The organism is Burkholderia diffusa (assembly GCF_902499115.1).
GTDB classification, from domain to species: Bacteria; Pseudomonadota; Gammaproteobacteria; order Burkholderiales; family Burkholderiaceae; genus Burkholderia; species Burkholderia diffusa.
The window spans coordinates 60,167-80,999 of the sequence record NZ_CABVPN010000001.1 but is presented as its reverse complement, the minus strand read 5'-3'; the positions used below and the strand labels follow the sequence as shown (position 1 = coordinate 80,999).

The 20,833-nt window shown below is 68.5% G+C and carries 21 protein-coding genes; 11 read left to right on the top strand and 10 right to left on the bottom strand.

What is annotated here, in order from left to right; all coding sequences use genetic code 11:
- Window positions 1–14: 14 nt before the first annotated feature.
- From BTE28158_RS00385 to BTE28158_RS00360, 6 genes are all read right to left on the bottom strand, one after another.
- A complete protein-coding gene (locus tag BTE28158_RS00385; RefSeq protein ID WP_151052095.1) occupies window positions 15–638 on the bottom strand; it encodes a DUF2946 family protein in 624 nt (207 codons plus the stop codon).
- Window positions 631–1,668, bottom strand: coding sequence for a hydrolase (locus tag BTE28158_RS00380; RefSeq protein ID WP_059607929.1), 1,038 nt, complete (start codon window positions 1,666–1,668; stop codon window positions 631–633). The genes BTE28158_RS00385 and BTE28158_RS00380 overlap by 8 nt, the downstream gene beginning before the upstream one ends.
- Window positions 1,669–1,701: 33 nt before the next feature.
- Entirely contained in the window at window positions 1,702–2,148 is a 447-nt protein-coding gene (locus BTE28158_RS00375) for a nuclear transport factor 2 family protein (protein ID WP_006749968.1), read from the bottom strand.
- 115 nt (window positions 2,149–2,263) lie between these two features.
- Window positions 2,264–3,301, bottom strand: a complete 1,038-nt coding sequence (gene waaF, locus BTE28158_RS00370; RefSeq protein WP_151052092.1) for a lipopolysaccharide heptosyltransferase II — start codon at window positions 3,299–3,301, stop codon at window positions 2,264–2,266.
- Window positions 3,302–3,441: 140 nt separating this feature from the next.
- On the bottom strand, window positions 3,442–3,636 hold the full coding sequence (locus tag BTE28158_RS00365) for a zinc-finger domain-containing protein (RefSeq protein ID WP_006749970.1): 195 nt from the start codon (window positions 3,634–3,636) through the stop codon (window positions 3,442–3,444).
- Window positions 3,637–3,686: 50 nt separating this feature from the next.
- Entirely contained in the window at window positions 3,687–4,610 is a 924-nt protein-coding gene (locus tag BTE28158_RS00360; RefSeq protein ID WP_059447778.1) for a branched-chain amino acid transaminase, read from the bottom strand.
- 205 nt (window positions 4,611–4,815) lie between these two features.
- Here BTE28158_RS00360 and BTE28158_RS00355 point away from each other — a divergent pair, with 205 nt between their 5' ends.
- The 3 genes from BTE28158_RS00355 (at window position 4,816) to BTE28158_RS00345 (ending at window position 7,368) form a co-directional block, all read left to right on the top strand.
- Window positions 4,816–5,571, top strand: a complete 756-nt coding sequence (locus BTE28158_RS00355; RefSeq protein ID WP_059690615.1) for an AzlC family ABC transporter permease — start codon at window positions 4,816–4,818, stop codon at window positions 5,569–5,571.
- Complete coding sequence (locus BTE28158_RS00350) at window positions 5,568–5,891, top strand: AzlD domain-containing protein (protein ID WP_014896165.1); 324 nt, start codon at window positions 5,568–5,570, stop codon at window positions 5,889–5,891. Before BTE28158_RS00355 ends, BTE28158_RS00350 begins: the two co-directional genes overlap by 4 nt.
- Window positions 5,892–6,171: 280 nt before the next feature.
- Complete coding sequence (locus BTE28158_RS00345; RefSeq protein WP_006481732.1) at window positions 6,172–7,368, top strand: phosphoglycerate kinase; 1,197 nt, start codon at window positions 6,172–6,174, stop codon at window positions 7,366–7,368.
- Window positions 7,369–7,525: 157 nt separating this feature from the next.
- Here BTE28158_RS00345 and BTE28158_RS32755 read toward each other — a convergent pair whose 3' ends face one another.
- Window positions 7,526–7,654 carry a hypothetical protein gene (locus tag BTE28158_RS32755; protein WP_256097633.1) on the bottom strand — a complete coding sequence of 43 codons (129 nt, stop codon included), beginning with the start codon at window positions 7,652–7,654 and terminating at the stop codon, window positions 7,526–7,528.
- On the opposite strand from BTE28158_RS32755, the gene pyk reads away from it, so the two are divergent.
- From pyk to BTE28158_RS00315, 6 genes are all read left to right on the top strand, one after another.
- Window positions 7,653–9,089, top strand: coding sequence for a pyruvate kinase (pyk, locus tag BTE28158_RS00340; protein ID WP_059607932.1), 1,437 nt, complete (start codon window positions 7,653–7,655; stop codon window positions 9,087–9,089). The two genes, BTE28158_RS32755 and pyk, sit on opposite strands and share 2 nt — an antisense overlap.
- A gap of 321 nt (window positions 9,090–9,410) precedes the next feature.
- Complete coding sequence (gene fba / locus BTE28158_RS00335) at window positions 9,411–10,475, top strand: class II fructose-bisphosphate aldolase (RefSeq protein ID WP_014896168.1); 1,065 nt, start codon at window positions 9,411–9,413, stop codon at window positions 10,473–10,475.
- 219 nt (window positions 10,476–10,694) lie between these two features.
- Window positions 10,695–11,585 (top strand): phosphoribosylaminoimidazolesuccinocarboxamide synthase, encoded by an 891-nt coding sequence (locus BTE28158_RS00330; protein ID WP_059607933.1) that lies wholly within the window; start codon window positions 10,695–10,697, stop codon window positions 11,583–11,585.
- 17 nt (window positions 11,586–11,602) lie between these two features.
- On the top strand, window positions 11,603–12,124 hold the full coding sequence (purE, locus tag BTE28158_RS00325; protein WP_012364611.1) for a 5-(carboxyamino)imidazole ribonucleotide mutase: 522 nt from the start codon (window positions 11,603–11,605) through the stop codon (window positions 12,122–12,124).
- An 88-nt stretch (window positions 12,125–12,212) separates the two neighbouring features.
- Window positions 12,213–13,409 carry a 5-(carboxyamino)imidazole ribonucleotide synthase gene (locus BTE28158_RS00320; protein ID WP_151052182.1) on the top strand — a complete coding sequence of 399 codons (1,197 nt, stop codon included), beginning with the start codon at window positions 12,213–12,215 and terminating at the stop codon, window positions 13,407–13,409.
- Between the two features lie 11 nt (window positions 13,410–13,420).
- On the top strand, window positions 13,421–14,449 hold the full coding sequence (locus BTE28158_RS00315) for an L-threonylcarbamoyladenylate synthase (RefSeq protein WP_174906197.1): 1,029 nt from the start codon (window positions 13,421–13,423) through the stop codon (window positions 14,447–14,449).
- An 87-nt stretch (window positions 14,450–14,536) separates the two neighbouring features.
- Here BTE28158_RS00315 and BTE28158_RS00310 read toward each other — a convergent pair whose 3' ends face one another.
- The 3 genes from BTE28158_RS00310 to dacB all read right to left on the bottom strand — a co-directional run bounded on the left by BTE28158_RS00310 (window position 14,537) and on the right by dacB (window position 18,575).
- On the bottom strand, window positions 14,537–15,679 hold the full coding sequence (locus BTE28158_RS00310; protein WP_151051245.1) for an SGNH/GDSL hydrolase family protein: 1,143 nt from the start codon (window positions 15,677–15,679) through the stop codon (window positions 14,537–14,539).
- 94 nt (window positions 15,680–15,773) lie between these two features.
- Complete coding sequence (locus BTE28158_RS00305; protein ID WP_151051247.1) at window positions 15,774–16,688, bottom strand: sterol desaturase family protein; 915 nt, start codon at window positions 16,686–16,688, stop codon at window positions 15,774–15,776.
- Window positions 16,689–17,042: 354 nt separating this feature from the next.
- Complete coding sequence (gene dacB, locus BTE28158_RS00300) at window positions 17,043–18,575, bottom strand: D-alanyl-D-alanine carboxypeptidase/D-alanyl-D-alanine endopeptidase (RefSeq protein ID WP_151051249.1); 1,533 nt, start codon at window positions 18,573–18,575, stop codon at window positions 17,043–17,045.
- Window positions 18,576–18,758: 183 nt separating this feature from the next.
- Between dacB and BTE28158_RS00295 the strand changes: the two genes are divergently transcribed.
- Together BTE28158_RS00295 and BTE28158_RS00290 are read left to right on the top strand one after the other, a co-directional pair.
- The gene (locus tag BTE28158_RS00295; protein ID WP_059506787.1) at window positions 18,759–19,421 is read left to right on the top strand and encodes a response regulator; all 663 of its coding nucleotides are present in this window, start codon (window positions 18,759–18,761) and stop codon (window positions 19,419–19,421) included.
- A 3-nt stretch (window positions 19,422–19,424) separates the two neighbouring features.
- Window positions 19,425–20,771, top strand: coding sequence for an ATP-binding protein (locus BTE28158_RS00290; protein WP_151051251.1), 1,347 nt, complete (start codon window positions 19,425–19,427; stop codon window positions 20,769–20,771).
- Window positions 20,772–20,833 lie beyond the last annotated feature (62 nt).

The following is a 20,833-nucleotide window of genomic DNA, read 5'->3' as shown; positions in this document are numbered from 1 at the left end:
AGGGCGGCGGCGCTTCAGCTTGCGGCGCTGTCGTTGCCGTTGCCGTTGCCGTTGCCACCATCCGACGTGTCGTGCCGCGCACGCTGCGCGGGACTCGCGACGAAGCCGAACGTTGCCGGCACATCGGCACACGCCAGGTTGCCGAGCGCCAGCGTGCGCCCGTCACGCCAGCGCAGCACGGGCGGCGTCGCGTCGAAGTCCGCATGATCGGCGAACAGGCCGAGGTCGTGGTCGTGCAGCGCCGCGATGCGCGGCGGCGTGCCCGCCGAGCGGAACAGCACGCCGCCCGCATCGTCGAGCCATGCGGCGTCGGGCTCGAACGGCGCGCCGGTTTGGTCGGCCAGCGCGAGTTGCCCGTCGCGTTCGGCCAGGCGCACGACCCACGGCGTGTATGCGAGCTCGACGTACACGCGCTGCGGCCCGTTCTGGAAGAACCACTGGCCGTGCGGGTCGCAGTCGTAGTTGCGCCCGATGAACGCGTTCAGTGCCGCATGCCGGACCGGCGAGCCGAGTTCGCCCGCGGCCTGCGCGGCCTCGTCGCGCAGCCGCCACTCGCCGCGCCGGTCGAGCAGCAGCCAGCCGGTGCAGTGCGGCACGTTCGGCCATTTGGCGAGGGCCTGCCTGACGATGTCATCCATGGTCGACGAATTTCGAGCAATAGCCGAACACCCGCGCCGACAGCCAGTCGAGGCGGCCGGGGAACGGCCCGGTCATGAATCCCGCGTGGCCGCCGTCCGCGGGCTGGTCGAGCTCGACGGCCGGCGACACGTCGGCGGCGCTGGGCAGCGCGGATTCGGGCAGGAACGGATCGTTGCGGGCGTTGAGGATCAGCGTCGGCACGTCGATCGCGGGCAGCAGCGGGCGCGTCGTGGCCTGGGTCCAGTAGTCGTCGGCGTCGGCGAAGCCGTGCAGCGGCGCGGTCACGACTTCGTCGAAGTCGCGCATCGTCACGGCACGGAGCATTGCGTCGCGGTCGAACAGCCCCGGATATTGGTCGAGCTTCGCGAGCGCCTTGCGCTTCAGCGTCTTCAGGAAGCTGCGCGTGTAGACCATCGCGAAGCCCTGCGACAGCGCGCGGCCGCCCGCATGCACGTCGATCGGCGTCGAGATCGCGGCGGCCGCGTGCACGATCGACGTGTCGCTGCGGTGCTCGCCGAGCCAGCGCAGCAGCACGTTGCCGCCGAGCGACACGCCGGCCGCGACGACCGGCCCGCGATGCTGCGCGGCGAGCCGGCGCAGGATCCAGTCGACCTCGGCGCTGTCGGCGAGATGGTAGAAGCGCGGCTGCCGGTTGAGCTCGCCGCTGCAACTGCGAAAGTGCGGGACGACCGCGTGCCAGCCCTTCGCGCGCGCGGCGGCCATCATCGCCAGCGCGTAATGCGAGCCGGAACTGCCTTCGAGGCCGTGGAACAGCACGAAAAGCGGTGCGTCGGGCGGCGGTGCGGCACTGTCGAGATGCGCGACCCAGTCGAGATCGATGAAGTCGTGGTCGGGGGTTTCCCATCGCTCTCGTCGGTACGCGACCGCCGGACGCCGTGCGAACAGCGCGGGCACGATGGTTTGGGCATGGCTGTTCGGCAGCCAGCGCGGTGCGCGATAGCGCAATGAATCGTCGTCGGGGGCCGGGGCCCCGGTCAGCGGCGAGGTGGGCGGAGAAGCCGTACTCATGATCGCCCCGCTAATGCGTTGCTTCGTTCTTCGTCAGTGCAGCGGACCCTGCCCGTGACGGATCTTCGCGGCGAATTGTCCGGCCGCTTGTTCGGGAATCGGGCTCGCGTGAATATGCGCGATGCGCCACTCGCCGCGTTCGTGAATCATCACGTACGTGGCGAAAACCATGTCCGGTTCGGCCGTCAGGTCGGCCTGCTGATGCGCTTCGGCGATCGTGTAGACGACGGTGCCGAGACTGTCGTATACGCGAATGTCGAGCGGTTCGATCGTCACGGGACGCGTCGCGAGGCGGTTCGCCAGCCCGCTGCGGATCTGGTCGAGGCCGTGCAGATGCTCACCGTCGGCCCAGACGCAGCTGGCGAAGTCCTCGTCGATCCACAACCCCAGCAGCGCGTCGAGATTGGCATCGGCGACGGCCTGGTAGTAAGCGTTCAGCGTATCGGCAGCGGCTTCGAAAAGGCGGGCAAAACGTGGCATCGGGGTTATCTCTCGCGCGCGTCGCGCGCCGTATTCAGCACGGCGGCCCGGATGGAGCCGCCGTACACCGGTGAATCGGATTGCCCGGCGCGTCGTGCGACGCTGCCGGTCAGGGTCAGCGCTGCCCGACGAGCATGCCGCGCAAATCGCCGAATACCTGTTCGGGACCGAGTTCGCGCAGGCAGTTCAGATGGCCGAGCGGGCACTCGCGTTCGAAGCAGGGACTGCATTCGAGATGCAACCATTGTACCTTCGCCAGCTCCGACAGCGGAGGGGTGTGGCGCGGATCCGTCGAGCCGTACAGCGCGACGAGCGGCCGGCGCAAGGCGGCCGCGACGTGCATCAGCCCCGAATCGTTGGTCACGACCGCGTTCGCGCGCGCGATCAGCGCGCACGCCTCGGACAGCGACGTCTGCCCGCACAGGTTACGCACGTTCGGCGCGTGGTCGGCGATCGCCTGCGCGGCGGCGGCGTCCTTCTGCGAGCCGAGCGCGACGATCTGCGTGTACGGGAACGACTGGTGGACGATCGTCGCGAGCGTCGCGAAGTGCTCGGGCGGCCAGCGCTTGGCCGGGCCGTATTCCGCGCCGGGGCAGAACACGACGAGCGGCTTGCGTGTATCGAGATTGAAACGTGCGGACACGCGCGCCGTCTCGTTCAGGTCGGCGTCGAGGCGCGGGGCGGGCAGCGTCTTCATCGACTCGGGCAGCTTCGCGCCCGGCGCATATGCGAGCGCCGCGTAGTGGGTCGTCATCGGCGGACGCTCGGCCGACTTGTCGGGGTTCCCGTGCCGCACGTTCAGCAGGCCGTAGCGATGCTCGCCCGTGTAGCCGATCCGCAGCGGGATGTTCGCGAGCCACGGGATCACCGCGGACTTCAGCGAATTCGGCAGCACGTACGCCGCGTCGTAGCCGACGTCACGCAGGTCGGTCGCGAGCTGCCAGCGGCGCAGCAGCTGCAGCTTGCCGTGCGCGAGGTCGGTCGCGTAGACATCGTGGATCTCGGGCATCCGCTCGAGCACGGGCGCGACCCAGGTGGGCGCGACGGCATCGATCGCGATGCGGGGATGGAGCTTTTTCAGCAGCGCAAAAAGCGGCTGCGCCATCAATGCGTCACCGATCCAATTCGGTGCGATAACCAGCGCTCGACGCATCAGGTCGACTTCCGATGTCGTAATGAAGCACGGCGCGCATGCGCCGCGTTCGGGTTGTCAGAACAGGAAAAGGGCGGCGCACCGGGTTCCGGCTGCGCCGCCTCGTGTGCGGCGGGCCCGCGGGCCCGGCCGGCCGGGGCTCAGTGGCCCTTGACCACCTCGCCGTCGCGCAGCTTGTAGCGCGTGCCGCAGTACGGGCAGCGTGCCTCGCCGTGCGACACGTCGATGAAGACGCGCGGGTGCGCACTCCAGCGCGCCATGGCCGGGTTCGGGCAGTAGGCGGGGAGATCCTTGGCCGTCAGCTCGACCAGCGGCATTTCCTTGATTTCACTCATGAGACTTTCTCTTATCACTCTTTTGTGGGGCGGTCGGTGGCGCGGCGCGCTCAGACTTTCGTCAGCCAGTGCGCGTACTTCGCGTTCTTGCCCGACACGATATCGAAAAATGCCGACTGGAGCTTTTCCGTGACCGGGCCGCGGGCGCCGCTGCCGATCGTGCGGTTGTCGAGCTCGCGGATCGGCGTGACTTCGGCGGCCGTGCCCGTGAAGAACGCTTCGTCGGCCGTGTAGACCTCGTCGCGCGTGATGCGCTTCTCGATCACCTCGATGCCGGCGTCCTTCGCGAGCGTGATGATCGTGTCGCGCGTGATGCCGTCGAGGCACGACGACAGGTCGGGCGTGTACAGCTTGCCGTTGTTCACCAGGAAGAAATTCTCGCCGGAGCCTTCCGACACGTAGCCGTCGACGTCGAGCAGCAGCGCTTCGTCGTAGCCGTCGGCGGTCGCTTCCTGGTTCGCGAGGATCGAGTTCACGTACCAGCCCGACGCCTTCGCGCGCACCATGGACACGTTCACGTGGTGGCGCGTGAACGACGACGTCTTCACGCGGATACCCTTCGCGAGGCCGTCCTCGCCGAGATATGCGCCCCACGGCCATGCGGCGATCGCGACGTGGATCGTGTTGCCCTTCGCCGACACGCCAAGTTTTTCCGAGCCGACCCAGATGATCGGGCGCAGGTAGCACGACTCGAGCTTGTTCTCGCGCACGACTTCGAGCTGCGCGGCTTCGAGCGTTTCGCGGTCGAACGGCACGTCCATCTGGAAGATCTTCGCCGAATTCAGCAGACGTTTGGTGTGCTCGCGCAGACGGAAGATCGCGGTGCTGCCGTCGGCCGTCTTGTACGCACGCACGCCCTCGAAGACGCCCATGCCGTAGTGCAGCGTATGGGTCAGGACGTGGATCTTGGCATCGCGCCAGTCGATCAGCTTGCCGTCCATCCAGATCTTGCCGTCGCGGTCGGCCATTGACATAGGATTCTCCTGGGAAGCGGTTGTACAGCGGGTTGTGTGCAGCATTGAGCCGGAAAGACGCTTATTTTAGCGTCATTTGAAGGCGATCCGGTCGGTCGGCACAGGGCCGGCGCTATAATCGCCCGGTACCGATTCCAATAACGACGGGTCGTACCGGCAGGAGGCGCCGGCGGCCCGACGAACCGCCCGCCGCGGCCCGTTTCCCATGCTCGCTCGATTCTCCGCCACCGACCGCTTCGCGCTGATCCAGGGCGCGCGCGACTATTCCCCGACACTGATGGCGATCCTGTCCTGGGGGCTCGTCACCGGGGTCGCGATGAGCAAGTCGGTGATGACGCTCGGGCAGGCGAGCGCGATGTCGATCTTCGTCTATGCGGGCTCGTCGCAGCTCGCGGTGCTGCCGCTTCTCGTCGCGAAGCTGCCGATCTGGACGATCCTGCTCACGGCCACGATGGTCAACATGCGCTTCGTGATCTTCAGCGCCGGGCTTGCGCCCCATTTTTCCTACCTGCCGCTGTGGCGGCGCCTCGCGATCGGCTATTTCAACGGCGACGTGATCTACCTGCTGTTCCAGAAACAGGGCTTCGCATACGGCCACGTGCCGGGCAAGGAAGCCTATTTCTGGGGGATGGCGCTCGCCAGCTGGGCGTCGTGGCAGGTGTCATCGCTCGCCGGCATCCTGCTCGCGAGCTTCTTTCCCGCGAGCTGGGGGCTGGAGCTGGCCGGCACGCTCGCGCTGCTCCCGATCATGGTGTCGGCGGTCGCGAACCGCTCGACGCTCGCGGCCGTCGCGGTGGCGGGCATCGTGTCGCTGATCGCGTTCGACCTGCCGTACCGGCTCGCGCTGCCGATCGCGGTGCTGGCCGCGCTTGCGGCCGGGTGCACGGCCGATTTCTTCGTCGAACGCGCCGACTGGCGCCGCATCCGCACCGAAACCGTGCACGAAAAGGAAATCGAATGAGCGCGACGGAAATCTGGATCGTGATCGTCGGGATGACGATCGTCACGGCCGTCACGCGCGCGCTGTTCCTGATCGGCGGCGAACGCACCGTGCTGCCCGAGCGCGCGCAGCGCGCGCTGCGCTACGCGCCGGCCGCCGCGCTCGTCGCGGTCGTGCTGCCCGACGTGCTCGAAACGCCCGCCGGGCTGTCGTTCGCGCTGTCCAACCATCCGTTCTACGCCGCGCTCGCGGGTCTCGGCTGGTTTTTGTGGCGGCGCAGCATGCTCGGCACGATCATCGTCGGGATGCTCGTCTTCACCGTGCTGCGGCTGATCTTCTGACGAATCTCCGTGCCCGCCCACCGGGTGCCGGCCGCTGGCGAGCACCTATTGTTGCGTTGCGGAAACGTGTTGACGGCCGTGCGCGATCCCAAATAGGCGGAATTCGCCGCCGCACGGGTCAGTCTGCCGGGTGGATCGGCTAGAATGCCCGTTCGAGATTTTTTACCCGTGCGCGTCATGCGAACCGCCAGCCACGGCCGCATCCGGCGCCCTTTCGCGGCAGCCCGCGCACGTCCAGCATGAACCCCCTTTCCCCATCCACTACTTCAATCTGTTCAACATGAGCCAAGTCAAGCGTCTTACCGACCTGATCGCCGCAGGCCAGCTCGCCGGCAAGCGGGTGTTCATCCGCGCCGACCTGAACGTCCCGCAGGACGATCACGGCAACATCACCGAAGACACGCGCGTGCGCGCGTCCGTGCCGGCCATCCAGGCCGCGCTCGACGCCGGCGCGGCCGTGATGGTCACGTCGCACCTCGGTCGTCCGACCGAAGGCGAATTCAAGCCGGAAGATTCGCTCGCGCCGGTCGCGAAGCGCCTCGCCGAGTTGCTCGGCCGCGACGTGCCGCTCGTCTCGAACTGGGTCGAGAACGGCGTGAACGTCGCGCCGGGCCAGGTCGTGCTGCTCGAGAACTGCCGCGTGAACAAGGGCGAGAAGAAGAATTCGGACGAGCTCGCGCAAAAGATGGCGAAGCTCTGCGACGTCTACGTGAACGACGCGTTCGGCACCGCGCACCGCGCGGAAGCGACCACCCACGGCATCGCGAAGTACGCGCCGGTCGCGTGCGCGGGCCCGCTGCTGGCCGCCGAACTCGACGCACTGGGCAAGGCGCTCGGCAACCCGGCTCGCCCGCTGGTGGCGATCGTCGCCGGTTCGAAGGTGTCGACCAAGCTGACGATTCTCAAGTCGCTGGCCGGCAAGGTCGACCAGCTGATCGTCGGCGGCGGCATCGCGAACACGTTCATGCTCGCGGCCGGCCTGTCGATCGGCAAGTCGCTCGCGGAAGCCGATCTCGTCGCCGAGGCGAAGGCGATCATCGACGAAGCGCGCGAGCGCGGCGCGTCGGTGCCGATCCCGACCGACGTCGTGACGGCCAAGGAATTCTCGCCGACGGCCGCAGCCACGGTGAAGCAGGTCGCCGACATCGAAGCGGACGACATGATCCTCGACATCGGCCCGGATACGGCCAAGGCGCTCGCGAGCCAGCTCGAGAAGGCCGGCACGATCGTGTGGAACGGCCCGGTCGGCGTGTTCGAGTTCGACCAGTTCGGCAACGGCACCAAGACGCTCGCGGAAGCGATCGCCAAATCGTCCGCGTTCTCGATCGCGGGCGGCGGCGACACGCTCGCGGCCATCGCGAAGTACGGCATCCATGACCAGGTCAGCTACATCTCGACGGGCGGCGGCGCCTTCCTCGAGTTCCTCGAGGGGAAGAAGCTGCCGGCGGTGGAAGTGCTGGAAACGCGGGCGGCCTGAGCGTGGCGGCGCGCGCAGGGGTGACGAGGGCCGCGCGCTCCGCGAAAGCGGAGCAGCCGGCCGGCGCGGGCAAGCGCAAACGCGCGCCCGCGCGGGCGAACTCGACCCCGCGCGCACCGGCGGCCGCCGGCGACGCGGCCGTGCAGCACCACGAAATTCAGAACAAAGCGATGCCGGGCGCAAGCACCGGCACGCCCCCCGGAACGGCCGCCGCTGGGCCCGCCGATTCCGGCTCTCGCAGCGTTTCACCCAGCGCATCCACCTTGATCCAGATGAGGAGTTTCATGCAGCGCGCCACCAAGATAGTCGCCACGATCGGCCCGGCTTCCAGTTCGCCGGAGATTCTGCTGCAGATGATGCAGGCGGGCCTCGACGTCGTGCGGCTCAACTTTTCGCACGGCACGGCCGACGATCACCGCCAGCGCGCCGAGATGGTGCGCGAGGCCGCCCGCAAGGTCGGCCGCGAGATCGCGATCATGGCCGACCTCCAGGGCCCGAAGATCCGCGTCGGCAAGTTCGAGAACGGCAAGACGACCCTCGTGCCGGGCCAGGCCTTCATCCTCGACGCGGGCTGTGAGCTCGGCAACGACGAGCGCGTCGGCCTCGACTACAAGGAACTGCCGCGCGACCTGAAGCCGGGCGATCTGCTGCTGCTGAACGACGGCCTGATCGTGCTGACCGTCGAGCGCGTGCTCGGCGAAGAGATCCACACGATCGTCAAGGTGGGCGGCGAGCTGTCGAACAACAAGGGGATCAACCGCCAGGGCGGCGGCCTGTCGGCGCCCGCGCTGACCGCGAAGGACATGGAGGACATCCGCACGGCGATGTCGCTCGGCGCGGATCTGGTCGCGGTGTCGTTCCCGAAGAACGCCACCGACATGGAAATGGCGCGCCAGCTCGCGAACATCGCGGGCGCGCCTTACGGCATCAAGCCGAAGATGATCGCTAAGATCGAGCGCGCCGAGGCGATTCCGGCGCTGCAGAGCATTCTCGACGCGTCCGACGGCATCATGGTCGCGCGCGGCGACCTCGCGGTGGAAGTCGGCAACGCGGCCGTGCCGGCGCTGCAGAAGCGGATGATCCGGATGGCGCGCGAGTCGAACAAGCTCGTGATCACCGCGACGCAAATGATGGAGTCGATGATCCACGCGCCGGTGCCGACCCGCGCGGAAGTGTCGGACGTCGCGAACGCGGTGCTCGACGGCACCGACGCGGTGATGCTGTCGGCCGAGACGGCCGCCGGCAAGTACCCGGTCGTCACGATCGAGACGATGGCGGCCGTGTGTGTCGAGGCGGAAAAGTCGGAACACGTCGAGCTGGACAAGGATTTCCTCGACCGCACGTTCACGCGGATCGACCAGTCGATCGCGATGGGCGCGCTGTTCACTGCGTACCACCTGGGCGCGAAGGCGATCATCGCGCTGACCGAATCGGGCGCGACCGCGCTGTGGATGTCGCGCCACTACACGCACGTGCCGATCTTCGCGCTGACGCCGCGCGTCGGCAGCGAGCGCACGATGGCGCTGTACCGCAACGTGACGCCGCTGCACGTCGACTTCAACAGCGATCGCGATTCGGCGCTGCAGGCGGCGCTGGAGCTCGTCGTCAAGCAGGGCTACGTGCAGCACGGCGACATGGTCGTGCTGACCGTCGGCGAGCCGATGGGGCAAGCGGGCGGCACCAACACGCTGAAGATCGTGCGGGTCGGCGAGCACTATTGAGCACCGGCATGCATCGGGCCGGTCCGTTCGGTCCGTTGGCCGGTCCACCGGCCGCCCGAGCCGATCGGGCACCATTTTTTTGACGAAAGCCGCGCGGGGTCCGATGCCCCGCGCGGCTTTTTTTCTGTTTTTTGCCTGGATTGTGCCGTGCGAAGGTAACAAATTGCGAGTACGCGCCACCGGCCGGTCGGAATCGGAGGCGCTTCGCGATAAAATGCGGCTATTCGACGCTCAGCCGCGCCGTGCCGCCCCGGTTTCGACGGGGAGCGAGCGCCGCGCCGGCGTCAGGGCGCACCGGTTTTCATTCCAAGGAGTTCCACAATGCCTCTCGTATCAATGCGTCAATTGCTGGACCACGCGGCAGAGCACGGTTACGGCCTGCCGGCCTTCAACGTGAACAACCTGGAGCAGGTCCAGGCGATCATGGCGGCGGCGGATCAGGTCGGCGCGCCCGTGATCATGCAGGCATCGGCCGGCGCGCGTAAGTACGCGGGCGAGCCGTTCCTGCGCCACCTGATCGAAGCGGCGGTCGAGTCGTATCCGCACATCCCGGTCGTGATGCACCAGGACCACGGCCAGTCGCCGGCCGTGTGCATGGGCGCGATCCGCAGCGGCTTCACCAGCGTGATGATGGACGGTTCGCTCGAAGCCGACGGCAAGACGGTCGCCTCGTACGAATACAACGTCGACGTGTCGCGCAAGGTCGTCGAGATGGCGCACTCGATCGGCGTGACGGTCGAAGCCGAACTCGGCGTGCTCGGCTCGCTCGAGACGATGAAGGGCGACAAGGAAGACGGCCATGGCGCGGAAGGCACGATGACCCGCGAGCAACTGCTGACCGATCCGGAGCAGGCCGCCGACTTCGTGAAGCTCACGCAGTGCGACGCGCTCGCGATCGCGATCGGCACGTCGCACGGCGCGTACAAGTTCTCGAAGAAGCCGACGGGCGACATCCTGTCGATCCAGCGCATCAAGGAAATTCACGCACGCATCCCGAACACGCACCTGGTGATGCACGGTTCGTCGTCGGTGCCGCAGGAACTGCTGGCCGAGATCCGCGAATTCGGCGGCGACATGAAGGAAACCTACGGCGTGCCGGTCGAGGAAATCCAGGAAGGCATCAAGCACGGCGTGCGCAAGATCAACATCGACACCGACCTGCGTCTCGCGATCACCGGCGCGATCCGCCGCTACCTGTTCGAGAACCCGGGCAAGTTCGATCCGCGCGACTACCTGAAGCCCGCGCGTGAAGCGGCGAAGCAGGTGTGTGTCGACCGCTACCTCGCGTTCGGCTGCGAAGGCCAGGCCGCGAAGATCAAGCCGGTGTCGCTCGACAAGATCGCCGAGCAGTACAAGTCCGGCGCACTCGCGCAGGTCGTGCGCTGAGATGTAGTACGATTGCCGCGCCGAAAGGCTGAGGCAAGGCTGTCCGGCCGGATTTGATCCGGCCCCGCAGCCGCTCCGTCCGGCCGAACGAGGGCCGGCCGGCAACCGCCCGGGCGCTGTCGCCCGCCGGTTCGCCGACGCATTGCAAGACCGCCGTTCCCGCCTGCCGCGGGGAACGGCGTTTCCCTTTTTGTTTGGCTCCTTATCTGCGAAAAGACGATGTCTACCCTTTACGAATCCACGCTCCGCTCGCTGCCGCTCCTCGGTCGCGGCAAGGTCCGCGACAACTACGCGGTCGGCAACGACAAGCTCCTGATCGTCACGACGGATCGCCTGTCGGCATTCGACGTGATCATGGGGGAGCCGATTCCGAACAAGGGTCGCGTGTTGAACCAGATGGCGAACTTCTGGTTCGACAAGCTCGCGCACATCGTGCCGAACCACCTGACGGGCGACGCGCCGGAAGCGGTCGTCTCGGCGGACGAGGTCGAGCAGGTCAAGGGGCGTGGCGTGGTCGTCAAGCGTCTCGAGCCGATCATGATCGAGGCGGTCGTGCGAGGCTACCTGGCGGGCAGCGGCTGGAAGGAATACCAGGCGTCGGGCGCCGTGTGCGGCGTGAAGCTGCCGGAAGGCCTGCAGAACGCGCAGAAGCTGCCCGAGCCGATCTTCACGCCGGCCGCGAAGGCCGAGATGGGCGAGCACGACGAGAACATCACGTTCGAGGAAACCGAGCGCCGCATCGGCACCGAGCTGGCCGCGACGATCCGCGACATCTCGATCCGCCTGTACAAGGAAGCGGCCGATTACGCGGCGACGCGCGGCATCATCATCGCCGACACGAAGTTCGAATTCGGCCTCGACAATCACGGCAAGCTCTACCTGATGGACGAGGTGCTGACGGCCGATTCGTCGCGCTTCTGGCCGGCCGACCAGTACCAGGTCGGCACCAACCCGCCGTCGTTCGACAAGCAGTTCGTGCGCGACTGGCTCGAGGCGCAGCCGTGGGGCAAGACCGCGCCGGCACCGGCACTGCCGGCCGACGTCGTCGAGAAGACGGCCGCGAAGTACCAGGAAGCGCTCGAGCGCATCACCGGCCAGCCGCTCGCCTGAAGGAAGGAACGCACGAAATGAGTGAAGTCCAGACTGCCCACACGCACAGCGCGCCGCTCGTCGGCGTGCTGATGGGTTCGAGTTCCGACTGGGACGTGATGAAGAACGCGGTCGCGATCCTGCAGGAATTCGGCGTACCGTACGAAGCGAAGGTCGTGTCCGCGCACCGGATGCCCGACGAGATGTTCGACTATGCGGAGAAGGCGCGCGAGCGCGGACTGCGCGCGATCATCGCGGGCGCCGGCGGTGCCGCGCACCTGCCCGGCATGCTGGCCGCGAAAACCACGGTGCCGGTGCTCGGCGTACCGGTCGCGAGCAAGTACCTGAAGGGCGTCGATTCGCTGCACTCGATCGTGCAGATGCCGAAGGGCGTGCCGGTCGCGACGTTCGCGATCGGCGAGGCCGGCGCTGCGAATGCCGCTCTGTTCGCGGTGTCGATCCTGTCCGGCACGTCGGTCGACTACGCGAACCGGCTCGCCGCGTTCCGCGTGCGACAGAACGAAGCCGCGCACGCGATGGTGCTGCCGCCGCTCGCATGACGGCGCACCGGCGGCCGCACTGCCATTCCCGCGGCCGCTTGATCCTCATCACTGCGGCGGGCGGCGCCCGCCGTGACCGAACACTGACATGACCGCAACTCCTGATTCCGTTTCCCCGATCCTGCCCGGCGCGTGGCTGGGCATGGTCGGCGGTGGCCAGCTCGGCCGCATGTTCTGCTTTGCCGCCCAGTCGATGGGCTATCGCGTCGCCGTGCTCGATCCCGATCCGACGAGCCCCGCCGGCGCGGTCGCCGACCGTCACCTGTGCGCGGCCTACGACGACGAAGCGGCGCTCGCCGAACTGGCCGCGCTGTGCGCGGCCGTGTCGACGGAATTCGAGAACGTGCCGGCCGCGAGCCTCGATTTCCTCGCGCGCACGACGTTCGTTGCGCCGGCCGGCCGCTGCGTCGCGGTCGCGCAGGACCGGATCGCGGAGAAGCGTTTCATCGAGGCGTCGGGCGTGCCGGTCGCACCGCACGTCGCGATCGAATCGGCGGCGGCGCTCGCCGCGCTCGACGATGCCGCGCTCGACGCGGTGCTGCCGGGCATCCTGAAGACGGCGCGCCTCGGTTACGACGGCAAGGGCCAGGTGCGCGTGAGCACCGCGCGGGAAGCGCGCGACGCGCATGCGTCGCTCGGCGGCGTGCCGTGCGTGCTCGAAAAGCGCCTGCCGCTGAAATACGAAGTGTCCGCGCTGATCGCGCGCGGCGCGGACGGCCGCTCGGCCGCATTCCCGCTCGCGCAGAACGTGCATCACAACGGCATCCTCGCGCTGACCGTCGTGCCGGCCCCGGCCGCCGATGCCGCACGCGTCGAGGAGGCGCAGCAGGCAGCCGTCCGGATCGCCGATACGCTCGGCTACGTCGGCGTGCTCTGCGTCGAATTCTTTGTGCTGGAAGACGGCTCGTTCGTCGCGAACGAAATGGCGCCACGCCCGCACAACTCCGGCCACTACACGGTCGATGCGTGCGCAACGAGCCAGTTCGAGCAGCAGGTGCGCGCGATGACGCGCATGCCGCTCGGCAACCCGCGCCAGCATTCGCCGGCCGCGATGCTGAACATCCTCGGCGACGTGTGGTTCCCGAACGGTGGCGCAGCCGAGGCCGTCACGCCGCCGTGGGACACGGTCGCCGCCATGCCGGCCGCGCACCTGCACCTGTACGGCAAGGAAGAAGCGCGCGTCGGGCGCAAGATGGGCCACGTGAACTTCACGGCCGAGACGCGCGACGAAGCCGTCGCTGCCGCCACCGCGTGCGCGCAGCTGCTGCGCGTGCCGCTCGACTGAGGCGCCAGCCGATGTCCATCGATCTCCCGACCTCCGTGACGCCCGCGCAGATCGACGCGGCTGCCGCGCTGCTCGACGCGGGGCAACTCGTCGCATTCCCGACCGAAACCGTGTACGGGCTCGGCGGCGACGCGGCGAATCCCGAGGCCGTCGCGCGCATCTATGCGGCGAAGGGGCGCCCGGCGAACCATCCGGTGATCGTGCACCTGCCGCCCGGCGGCGATCCCGGTTACTGGGCCGAAGACCTGCCGGCCGATGCGCAGGCGCTGATCGATGCATTCTGGCCGGGCCCGCTGACGCTGATCCTGAAGCGCCATGCGCGCATTCCGGACGCCGTGAGCGGCGGCCAGGATTCGGTCGGCCTGCGCTGTCCGTCGCATCCGGTCGCGCAGGCGCTGCTGGCCGCGTTCAGCGCGCGGCGCGGCGGCCACGGCGGCGTCGCCGCCCCGTCCGCGAACCGCTTCGGCCACGTGAGCCCGACCACCGCTCAACACGTGCGCGACGAATTCGGCGACACCGTGCACGTACTCGATGGCGGCCCGTCGGAAGTCGGCATCGAATCGACGATCCTCGACCTGTCGCGCGGCTTCCCGGCGCTGCTGCGCCCGGGCCACGTGACGCCGCAGCAGATTGCCGACGTGCTCGGCCGCGCGCCGCGCCTGCCCGACGGCAGCGACGCGACCGCGCCGCGCGCGTCGGGCACGCTGAAGGCCCATTACGCGCCGCGCACGCCGCTCGCGCTGCTGCCGTTCGATGCACTCGAGCTGCTGCTCGCGGCCGCGCAGACCGACGGCGAACGTGTCGCGCTCGTCGCACGCGCGTCGCGCGCGGGACGCTGGGCGCACGCCGACGGCGTGCATTTCGTCGCGGCGCCGGAAGATCCGCAGGCGTATGCGCGCGACCTGTACGGCATGCTGCGGGCGCTCGACCGCGCGCAGGTCGCACGTATCCTCGTCGAGAAACTGCCCGAGACCGTCGAATGGATCGCGGTCAACGATCGCCTCGGTCGTGCGGCCGCCGCGTTCGAAGCGCGCGACTGACGCAGCCGTTCGTATCCGCTCGTGAAATGAAAAACGCCCGACCGGCGAACCGGTCGGGCGTTTTCGTTTGTGCGCGTGGCGCTCGGCTTACTTGCCGACGCCCGAGGCCGCGATCTGCTGCTCGACGTACTGCGCGAACAGCGCGTGCAGGCGCGTTGTCGGGTGGACCAAGTCGGCGAACATGTAAGTCTGGTCCGCGTTGGCGGTCGTGTAGGTCTGCGGCGAGCAGAACAGCGACGAGCCGAAGGCGGTTGCATCCGCGACGCCGTACTGGGTCGCCGCCGCGACCATCGCCTTCAGGTTGCATGCGGTGTCGGTATTCGACACGCTGAAGCCGTTCGCCTGGTAGTTGGCCGCGATGCCGTCCTGCCACTTGAACGCGTCGACCACGGCGTACTTCGTCGTGTCGACCTTCAGCGCGGCGAGCGTGCCGACCAGCGTCTGGTTGAACAGCCCCGACAGTTGCGTGAATGCGGCCTGCGTCTGCGCGCCGCCCTGCAGCGCGAGCGGCGTGCCGCCGATGTCCGGCACCGTCGCGACGAACACGTGCGATGCGCCCGCCGCGACGATCTGCTGGACGATGCCACCGAGCTGCTGCGCGGCGAGGCCGATCGCCTGCGCGGCCGCGAGCTGCGCGGCCGGCGTGTTGCCCTGCGCCTGCGCGACCTGTGCCTGATAGAAGATGTCGTTGGCGCCGCCGTTGACCAGCACGATCTGGCCCGCGTTGAAGCTGCCGCGCTGCGTCAGGTACTGCTTGACCTGGTCGGCGATCGGCGTCGTCGTGGCCTGTGCGTAGTCGGCGTTCGGCACGCTCGAGTCCGCGTGGCCGAGACCCGGTTGCAGCGTCACGCGCGAGCCGCCCTGTGCGTAGCCGAGGCCGCCCGTGGCCTGCAGCGGAATGCCGAAGCCGCCCTGGTTCGCGGGCTGCAGCGTGTCGCCGTAATACTGCGCGACGTCCTGCGTCCACACCTGGCCGGGGTTGGTCGTGAAGCGGCCGCCGCCGAAGCCAAGCTTGATCTGCGAGTAGGTGCCGGCGTCCGACAGGCTGTCGCCGAACGACACGACCTGCATCTTCACGCCGGACGGCGGCGTGTTCGACGCGCTGCTGTTGTTGTTGTCACCGCCGCCGCACGCGGCGAGCAGGGCGAGCGCGGCGCCCGCGATCGCGACCTGCACGGTGCGCAGCAGGCGTTGACGGTTGCGCGACGGGAATTGTTGTTGTGACTGCATCGTTCGATCTCCTCGTAGATATGGCCCGATGTGTTTCTCATCTGCCGCGCGCCTGCTCGGATCCGGGCTGCGCGGCGGCCGTTGGCTGAAGCGGTTATTGGTCGCGCACGGCCGCAAGCGGCACGGTGCGCGGATCGTGGTTTGCGGCCTCGGCAATCTGCGCATGATAAGCGCTCGCCCATTCGGGCGGGCCGAAAATCGCGCGCAGCTTGTTGCGCCATCCGTGGACGCGCAACGCGTCGGCCACCATCGACACCCACTCGTGAAACGTCGCGACGAGCGGGTTGTTCGAGCCGAGCGGCTCGACGATCCCGTATTGCGGCGGATCGTCGGACGACTCCTCGACGTAGCTGCCGAACAGGCGGTCCCAGATCACGAGCACACCTGCGTAATTGCGGTCGATGTAGCGGGGGTTGCGCGCATGGTGCGCGCGATGGATCGACGGCGTGTTGAGCACGTATTCGAGCCAGCCGAGCTTGCCGATCGCCTGCGTGTGCACGAAGAACTGGAACGCGAGGTTGATCAGCACGATGCCGACGATCTGCTGCGGCGGAAAGCCGACGAACGCGAGCGGCAGCCAGAACGCCCACATGCCTGCGACGGGATACATCAGGCTCTGCCGGAACGCGGTCGAGAAATTCATCCGCTCGGACGAGTGATGCACGACGTGCGCGGCCCACAGCCAGCGTACGCGATGGCTCGCGCGATGGAACACGTAGTAGAGGAAGTCCTGGCCGACGAACAGCACGGCAAACGACAGCCAGCCGTCGTGCCACGTGAACAGCCGGAAATGTGCGTAGCAGTACGCATAAACGGGGATCACGAACAGCCACGCGAGCTTGTCGGCGCCCTGGTGCATCAGTGCGAGCGCCGCGTTGCACAGCGTGTCGCGCCACGCATAGACATGGTCCTGCGCACGCGTGCGGGCGAGGTGCCAGGCTTCCCACGCGATGCAGAGCAGGAAGACGGGCGCCAGCGCGAGCAGAAGCAATTCGACGTCGAATCGCATGGACGTGTCTCCTCCTTTCCCCTGCAAGCCGTGAGGCCGGGCGTACGGCCCGTTGTAGATATCGGTCAGGCCAACAGCCTACGCAATCGCCACGCGCTAGGCGAGGGGGCAGCGTAGAGGGTTCCCTCTGAGGACAGGGTTTCTACGGAAGTCATGCGGAACGGGGCCTCGCGGTGCGGCCCCGTTTTGCGGGCACATCTGGCGGGCCGTGCGCGGCGCGCCGGCGGCCGAGGGCGTTTCAAACTGCACAGGGCGAAATCCCCGAGGACGGGGCGCCCGATGCACGGTGTCTCCCCGCGATCTACGCAAGCCGACAGCGGGGCCTGCGTGCGCCGCGCCGCGGCGAGTGCGTCGTCAGTGCGCGCCCGCGTAGATCCATTCGAGCAGCGTGTCATGCGCGGCGCGCGCGGCTTCCGCGTGATCGTCGTTGATGAAACTGACGACGACGTAGCTCTGGCCGTCTGCGCCCGCGACGTAGCCCGCGATCGCGCGCACGTCGCGCAGCGTGCCGGTCTTGATGTGCGCGTTGCCGAGCACGCCGGCGTTGGTCAGGCGGTTCTTCATCGTGCCGTCGATGCCGGCGATCGGCAGCGAATCGATGAACGCCTGCGCGACGGGGCTCGAGTTCGCGGCCTGCAACAGCGCAGCGAGCGACTGCGCGCTGACGTGCTCCTCGCGCGACAGGCCCGAGCCGTTCTCGAGGTCGAGGTCGGGCATCGCGATTCCGCTCTTCTGCAGGAACGCGTGAATCGCGTGGCTCGACTGCTCGGGGCTCGCGGGCGGCTTGCCGGCGGCCGCGCCGATCGTCAGGAACAGGTTGCGCGCCATCACGTTGTTGCTGAACTTGTTGATGTCGTAGACGATGCTGCCGAGCACGGGGCTGTGATGGACGGCGAGCGGGCGCGCGGTGGTCGGCACCTTGCCTTCGCTGACGGGGCCCGCGATCGTGCCGCCGTCCTGCTGCCACAGCGCGAGGAAGCCGCGCGCGAAGAACGTCGTGTGATCGAGGATCGCGAGGTTGGTCGTGTGCGCGCCGCAGCGCAGCGGATAGTCGCCGGCGAACGACGCGGTCATGATCCCGCCGCCGGCCGACAGCGTCGGACGCGCGGCGGCCGCCGCCGCACCGCACGACCCGTTGCCTTCGACCAGCTGGTTGTCGATCGACAGGTTCGCGAGCGGCGGCAGCACGTCGACGGCGACCTTGCCGTCGTCGCCCGGCGTGACCGTGAACGACACGGCCTTGAACGCGTACAGCAGCGGATCGGGGCCGACGTTGTACGGTGCGCTGGCGTCGTCGTCGAACGACGGCAGGTCGCGCGTCGACGCGGCGAAATAGCTCTTGTCGAGCACGAGGCCGCCGGCCACGCGCTTGATGCCGGCCTTGCGGATCTTGTCGACGAGGTCGATCAGTTCCTCCGGTACGAGCTTCGGATCGCCGGTGCCCTTGATGTACAGGTTGCCCTGCAGCGTACCGTCCGGATCGACCGGGCCGTCCGCGTACGCGGTGGTGCGCCAGCGGTAGTCGGGGCCGAGGATCGACAGGCCCGAGAAGGTCGTGACGAGCTTCATAGTCGACGCCGGCATCATCGGCCGGTTCGCATTCCATGCGATCAGCGGCTCGGGATCGCCGACGCGCTCGACCACAACGCTCATCGCCGAGGCCGGCACCTTCGCGCGCTGCAGCGCGACGAGCACGGACGCCGGCAGGCCGGCCGCCCGCGCGGCGGGCGACACGACGGCGGTCTTGCGCGCCTCCTTGTGGGACTTCTTGCGGGCCTGCGCGGGCGGTGCGAACGCAAGGGCCGTGCAGGTGGCGACGACGGCGGCCGCGCGCAGGAAGGGGCGGGCGCGGGGGGCGAACCGGGCGGAAAGTTCGGAAATCGGCATGGGCGAATACGGGAAAAGCACGGGATTCGGGCAGAGCGCGCGCGGCGCCGGAGCGCACATTGTAGAGACAAGTGCGGACACGCTCCCGGCGATCCGCCTTTCTGTTGCATTGCACGGGGCGCACGCGATTCGCGGCGCTACAATGGTCGCCATGTTTCACTCGCCCGATGGGTTCCAGCTCCGATGCGGATTCTGCTTGTTGAAGACGATCGAATGATTGCCGAGGGCGTACGCAAAGCGTTGCGCGCCGACGGCTTCGCAGTCGACTGGGTGCAGGACGGCGACGCCGCGCTCACGGCGCTCGGCGGCGAGACGTACGACCTGCTGCTGCTCGACCTCGGCCTGCCGAAGCGCGACGGCATCGACGTGCTGCGCACGCTGCGCGCGCGCGGGCTGTCGCTGCCGGTGCTGATCGTCACCGCGCGCGATGCGGTGGCCGATCGCGTGAAGGGGCTCGACGCGGGCGCCGACGACTACCTCGTCAAGCCGTTCGACCTCGACGAACTGGGCGCGCGGATGCGCGCGCTGATCCGCCGCCAGGCAGGGCGCAGCGAGTCGCTGATCCGTCACGGCGCGCTGACGCTCGATCCCGCGGCGCACCAGGTGACGCTCGACGGCGCGCCCGTCGCGCTGTCCGCGCGCGAGTTCGCGCTGCTCGAGGCGCTGCTCGCGCGGCCCGGTGCGGTGCTGTCGAAGAGTCAGCTCGAGGAAAAGATGTACGGCTGGGGCGAGGAGATCGGCAGCAACACGGTCGAGGTCTACATCCACGCGCTGCGCAAGAAGCTCGGCTCGGACCTGATCCGCAACGTGCGCGGGCTCGGCTACATGGTCGTCAAGGAAAGCTGACGCGTGAGGTCGATTCGTCATCAATTGCTGATCTGGCTGCTCGCGATCGTCGTCGCGGGCGTGGGCGCCGCGGGCTGGCTCATCTACCGGCAGGCGCTCGCCGAGGCGAACGAATTGTTCGACTACCAGCTGCAGGAAATCGCCGCGGCGCTGCCGTCCGAGCCGTTCTCGCAGGTGTTCGGTTCGCGCACCAACGGCGACGAAGGCATCGTGATCCAGATCTGGAACCGCAACGGCGTGCTGATGTACTTCTCGCATCCACGTGCGCCGATCGCGCCGCGCGCGGAGCTCGGCTTCTCGACCGAGCGCACCGATCGCGGCGAATGGCGCGTGTACGGCGCGATCGTCGGCGACAACGTCGTGCAGCTCGCGCAGCCGCTGTCGGTGCGCAACCGGCTCGCGGCGAACGTGGCGCTGCGCACGCTGTGGCCGCTGATCGTGCTGCTGCCGTTCCTCGGCGCGGCGGTCTGGGTGATCGTCGGGCGCGGGCTCGCGCCGCTCGGCCGCGTGACGCGCGCGGTCGAGACGCGCCGGCCCGAAGCGCTCGATCCGCTACCCGATTCGCGTCTGCCGCTCGAGGTGCAGCCGCTCGTGCGTGCGCTGAACGGGCTGCTTGCGCGGCTGTCGGCGGCGCTCGACACGCAGAAGGCCTTCGTCGCCGATGCCGCGCACGAACTGCGCACGCCGCTCGCGGCCGTGCAGATCCAGGCGCAGCTCGTCGCGCGCGCGAAGGACGATACGTCGCGCCGCGAGGCGGTCGCCGATCTGCAGGACGGCGTCACGCGCGCGACGCGCCTCGCCGAGCAGTTGCTCGCGCTGGCGCGAGCCGAACCGGACGGCGCCACGATGCGCGAGCCGGTCGACCTGCAGGCGCTGCTCGTCGAATGCGTGGCCGCGCATGCACCGCTCGCGCAACGGCACAGCATCGATCTCGGCTTCGAGGAGAGCTGCGCGGCGACCGTCGTCGCGGATGTCGGCGCGCTGCGCGTGATGTTCGGCAACCTGCTCGACAACGCGGTGAAGTACACGCCGGACGGCGGCCGCATCGACGTGTCGCTGACCCGCGACGCGGCCGGCCGCGTATGTGTGCAGATCGGCGACAGCGGCCCCGGCATCCCGGCGGACGAGCGCGAGCGCGTGTTCGACCGCTTCTACCGGGACAGCTCCGCGCGGGCGCGCGCCGACGTGTCGGGCAGCGGGCTCGGGCTGGCGATCGTCAAGCGCGTCGCGGCGCAGCAGGGCGCGACGGTGACGCTCGGCGACGCGGCCGCGGGCGGCCTGCTCGTGAGCGTCGTGTTCCGAGACGCCGAGATGCCGGCGCAGGCGCCGCAGGTGTCCGAATCCGTATGACGAACCACGCGGGTGGCGGCCTAAGCCCCGTTTAAGGTCGATTAAGCCTCCTTTAAGTCAGG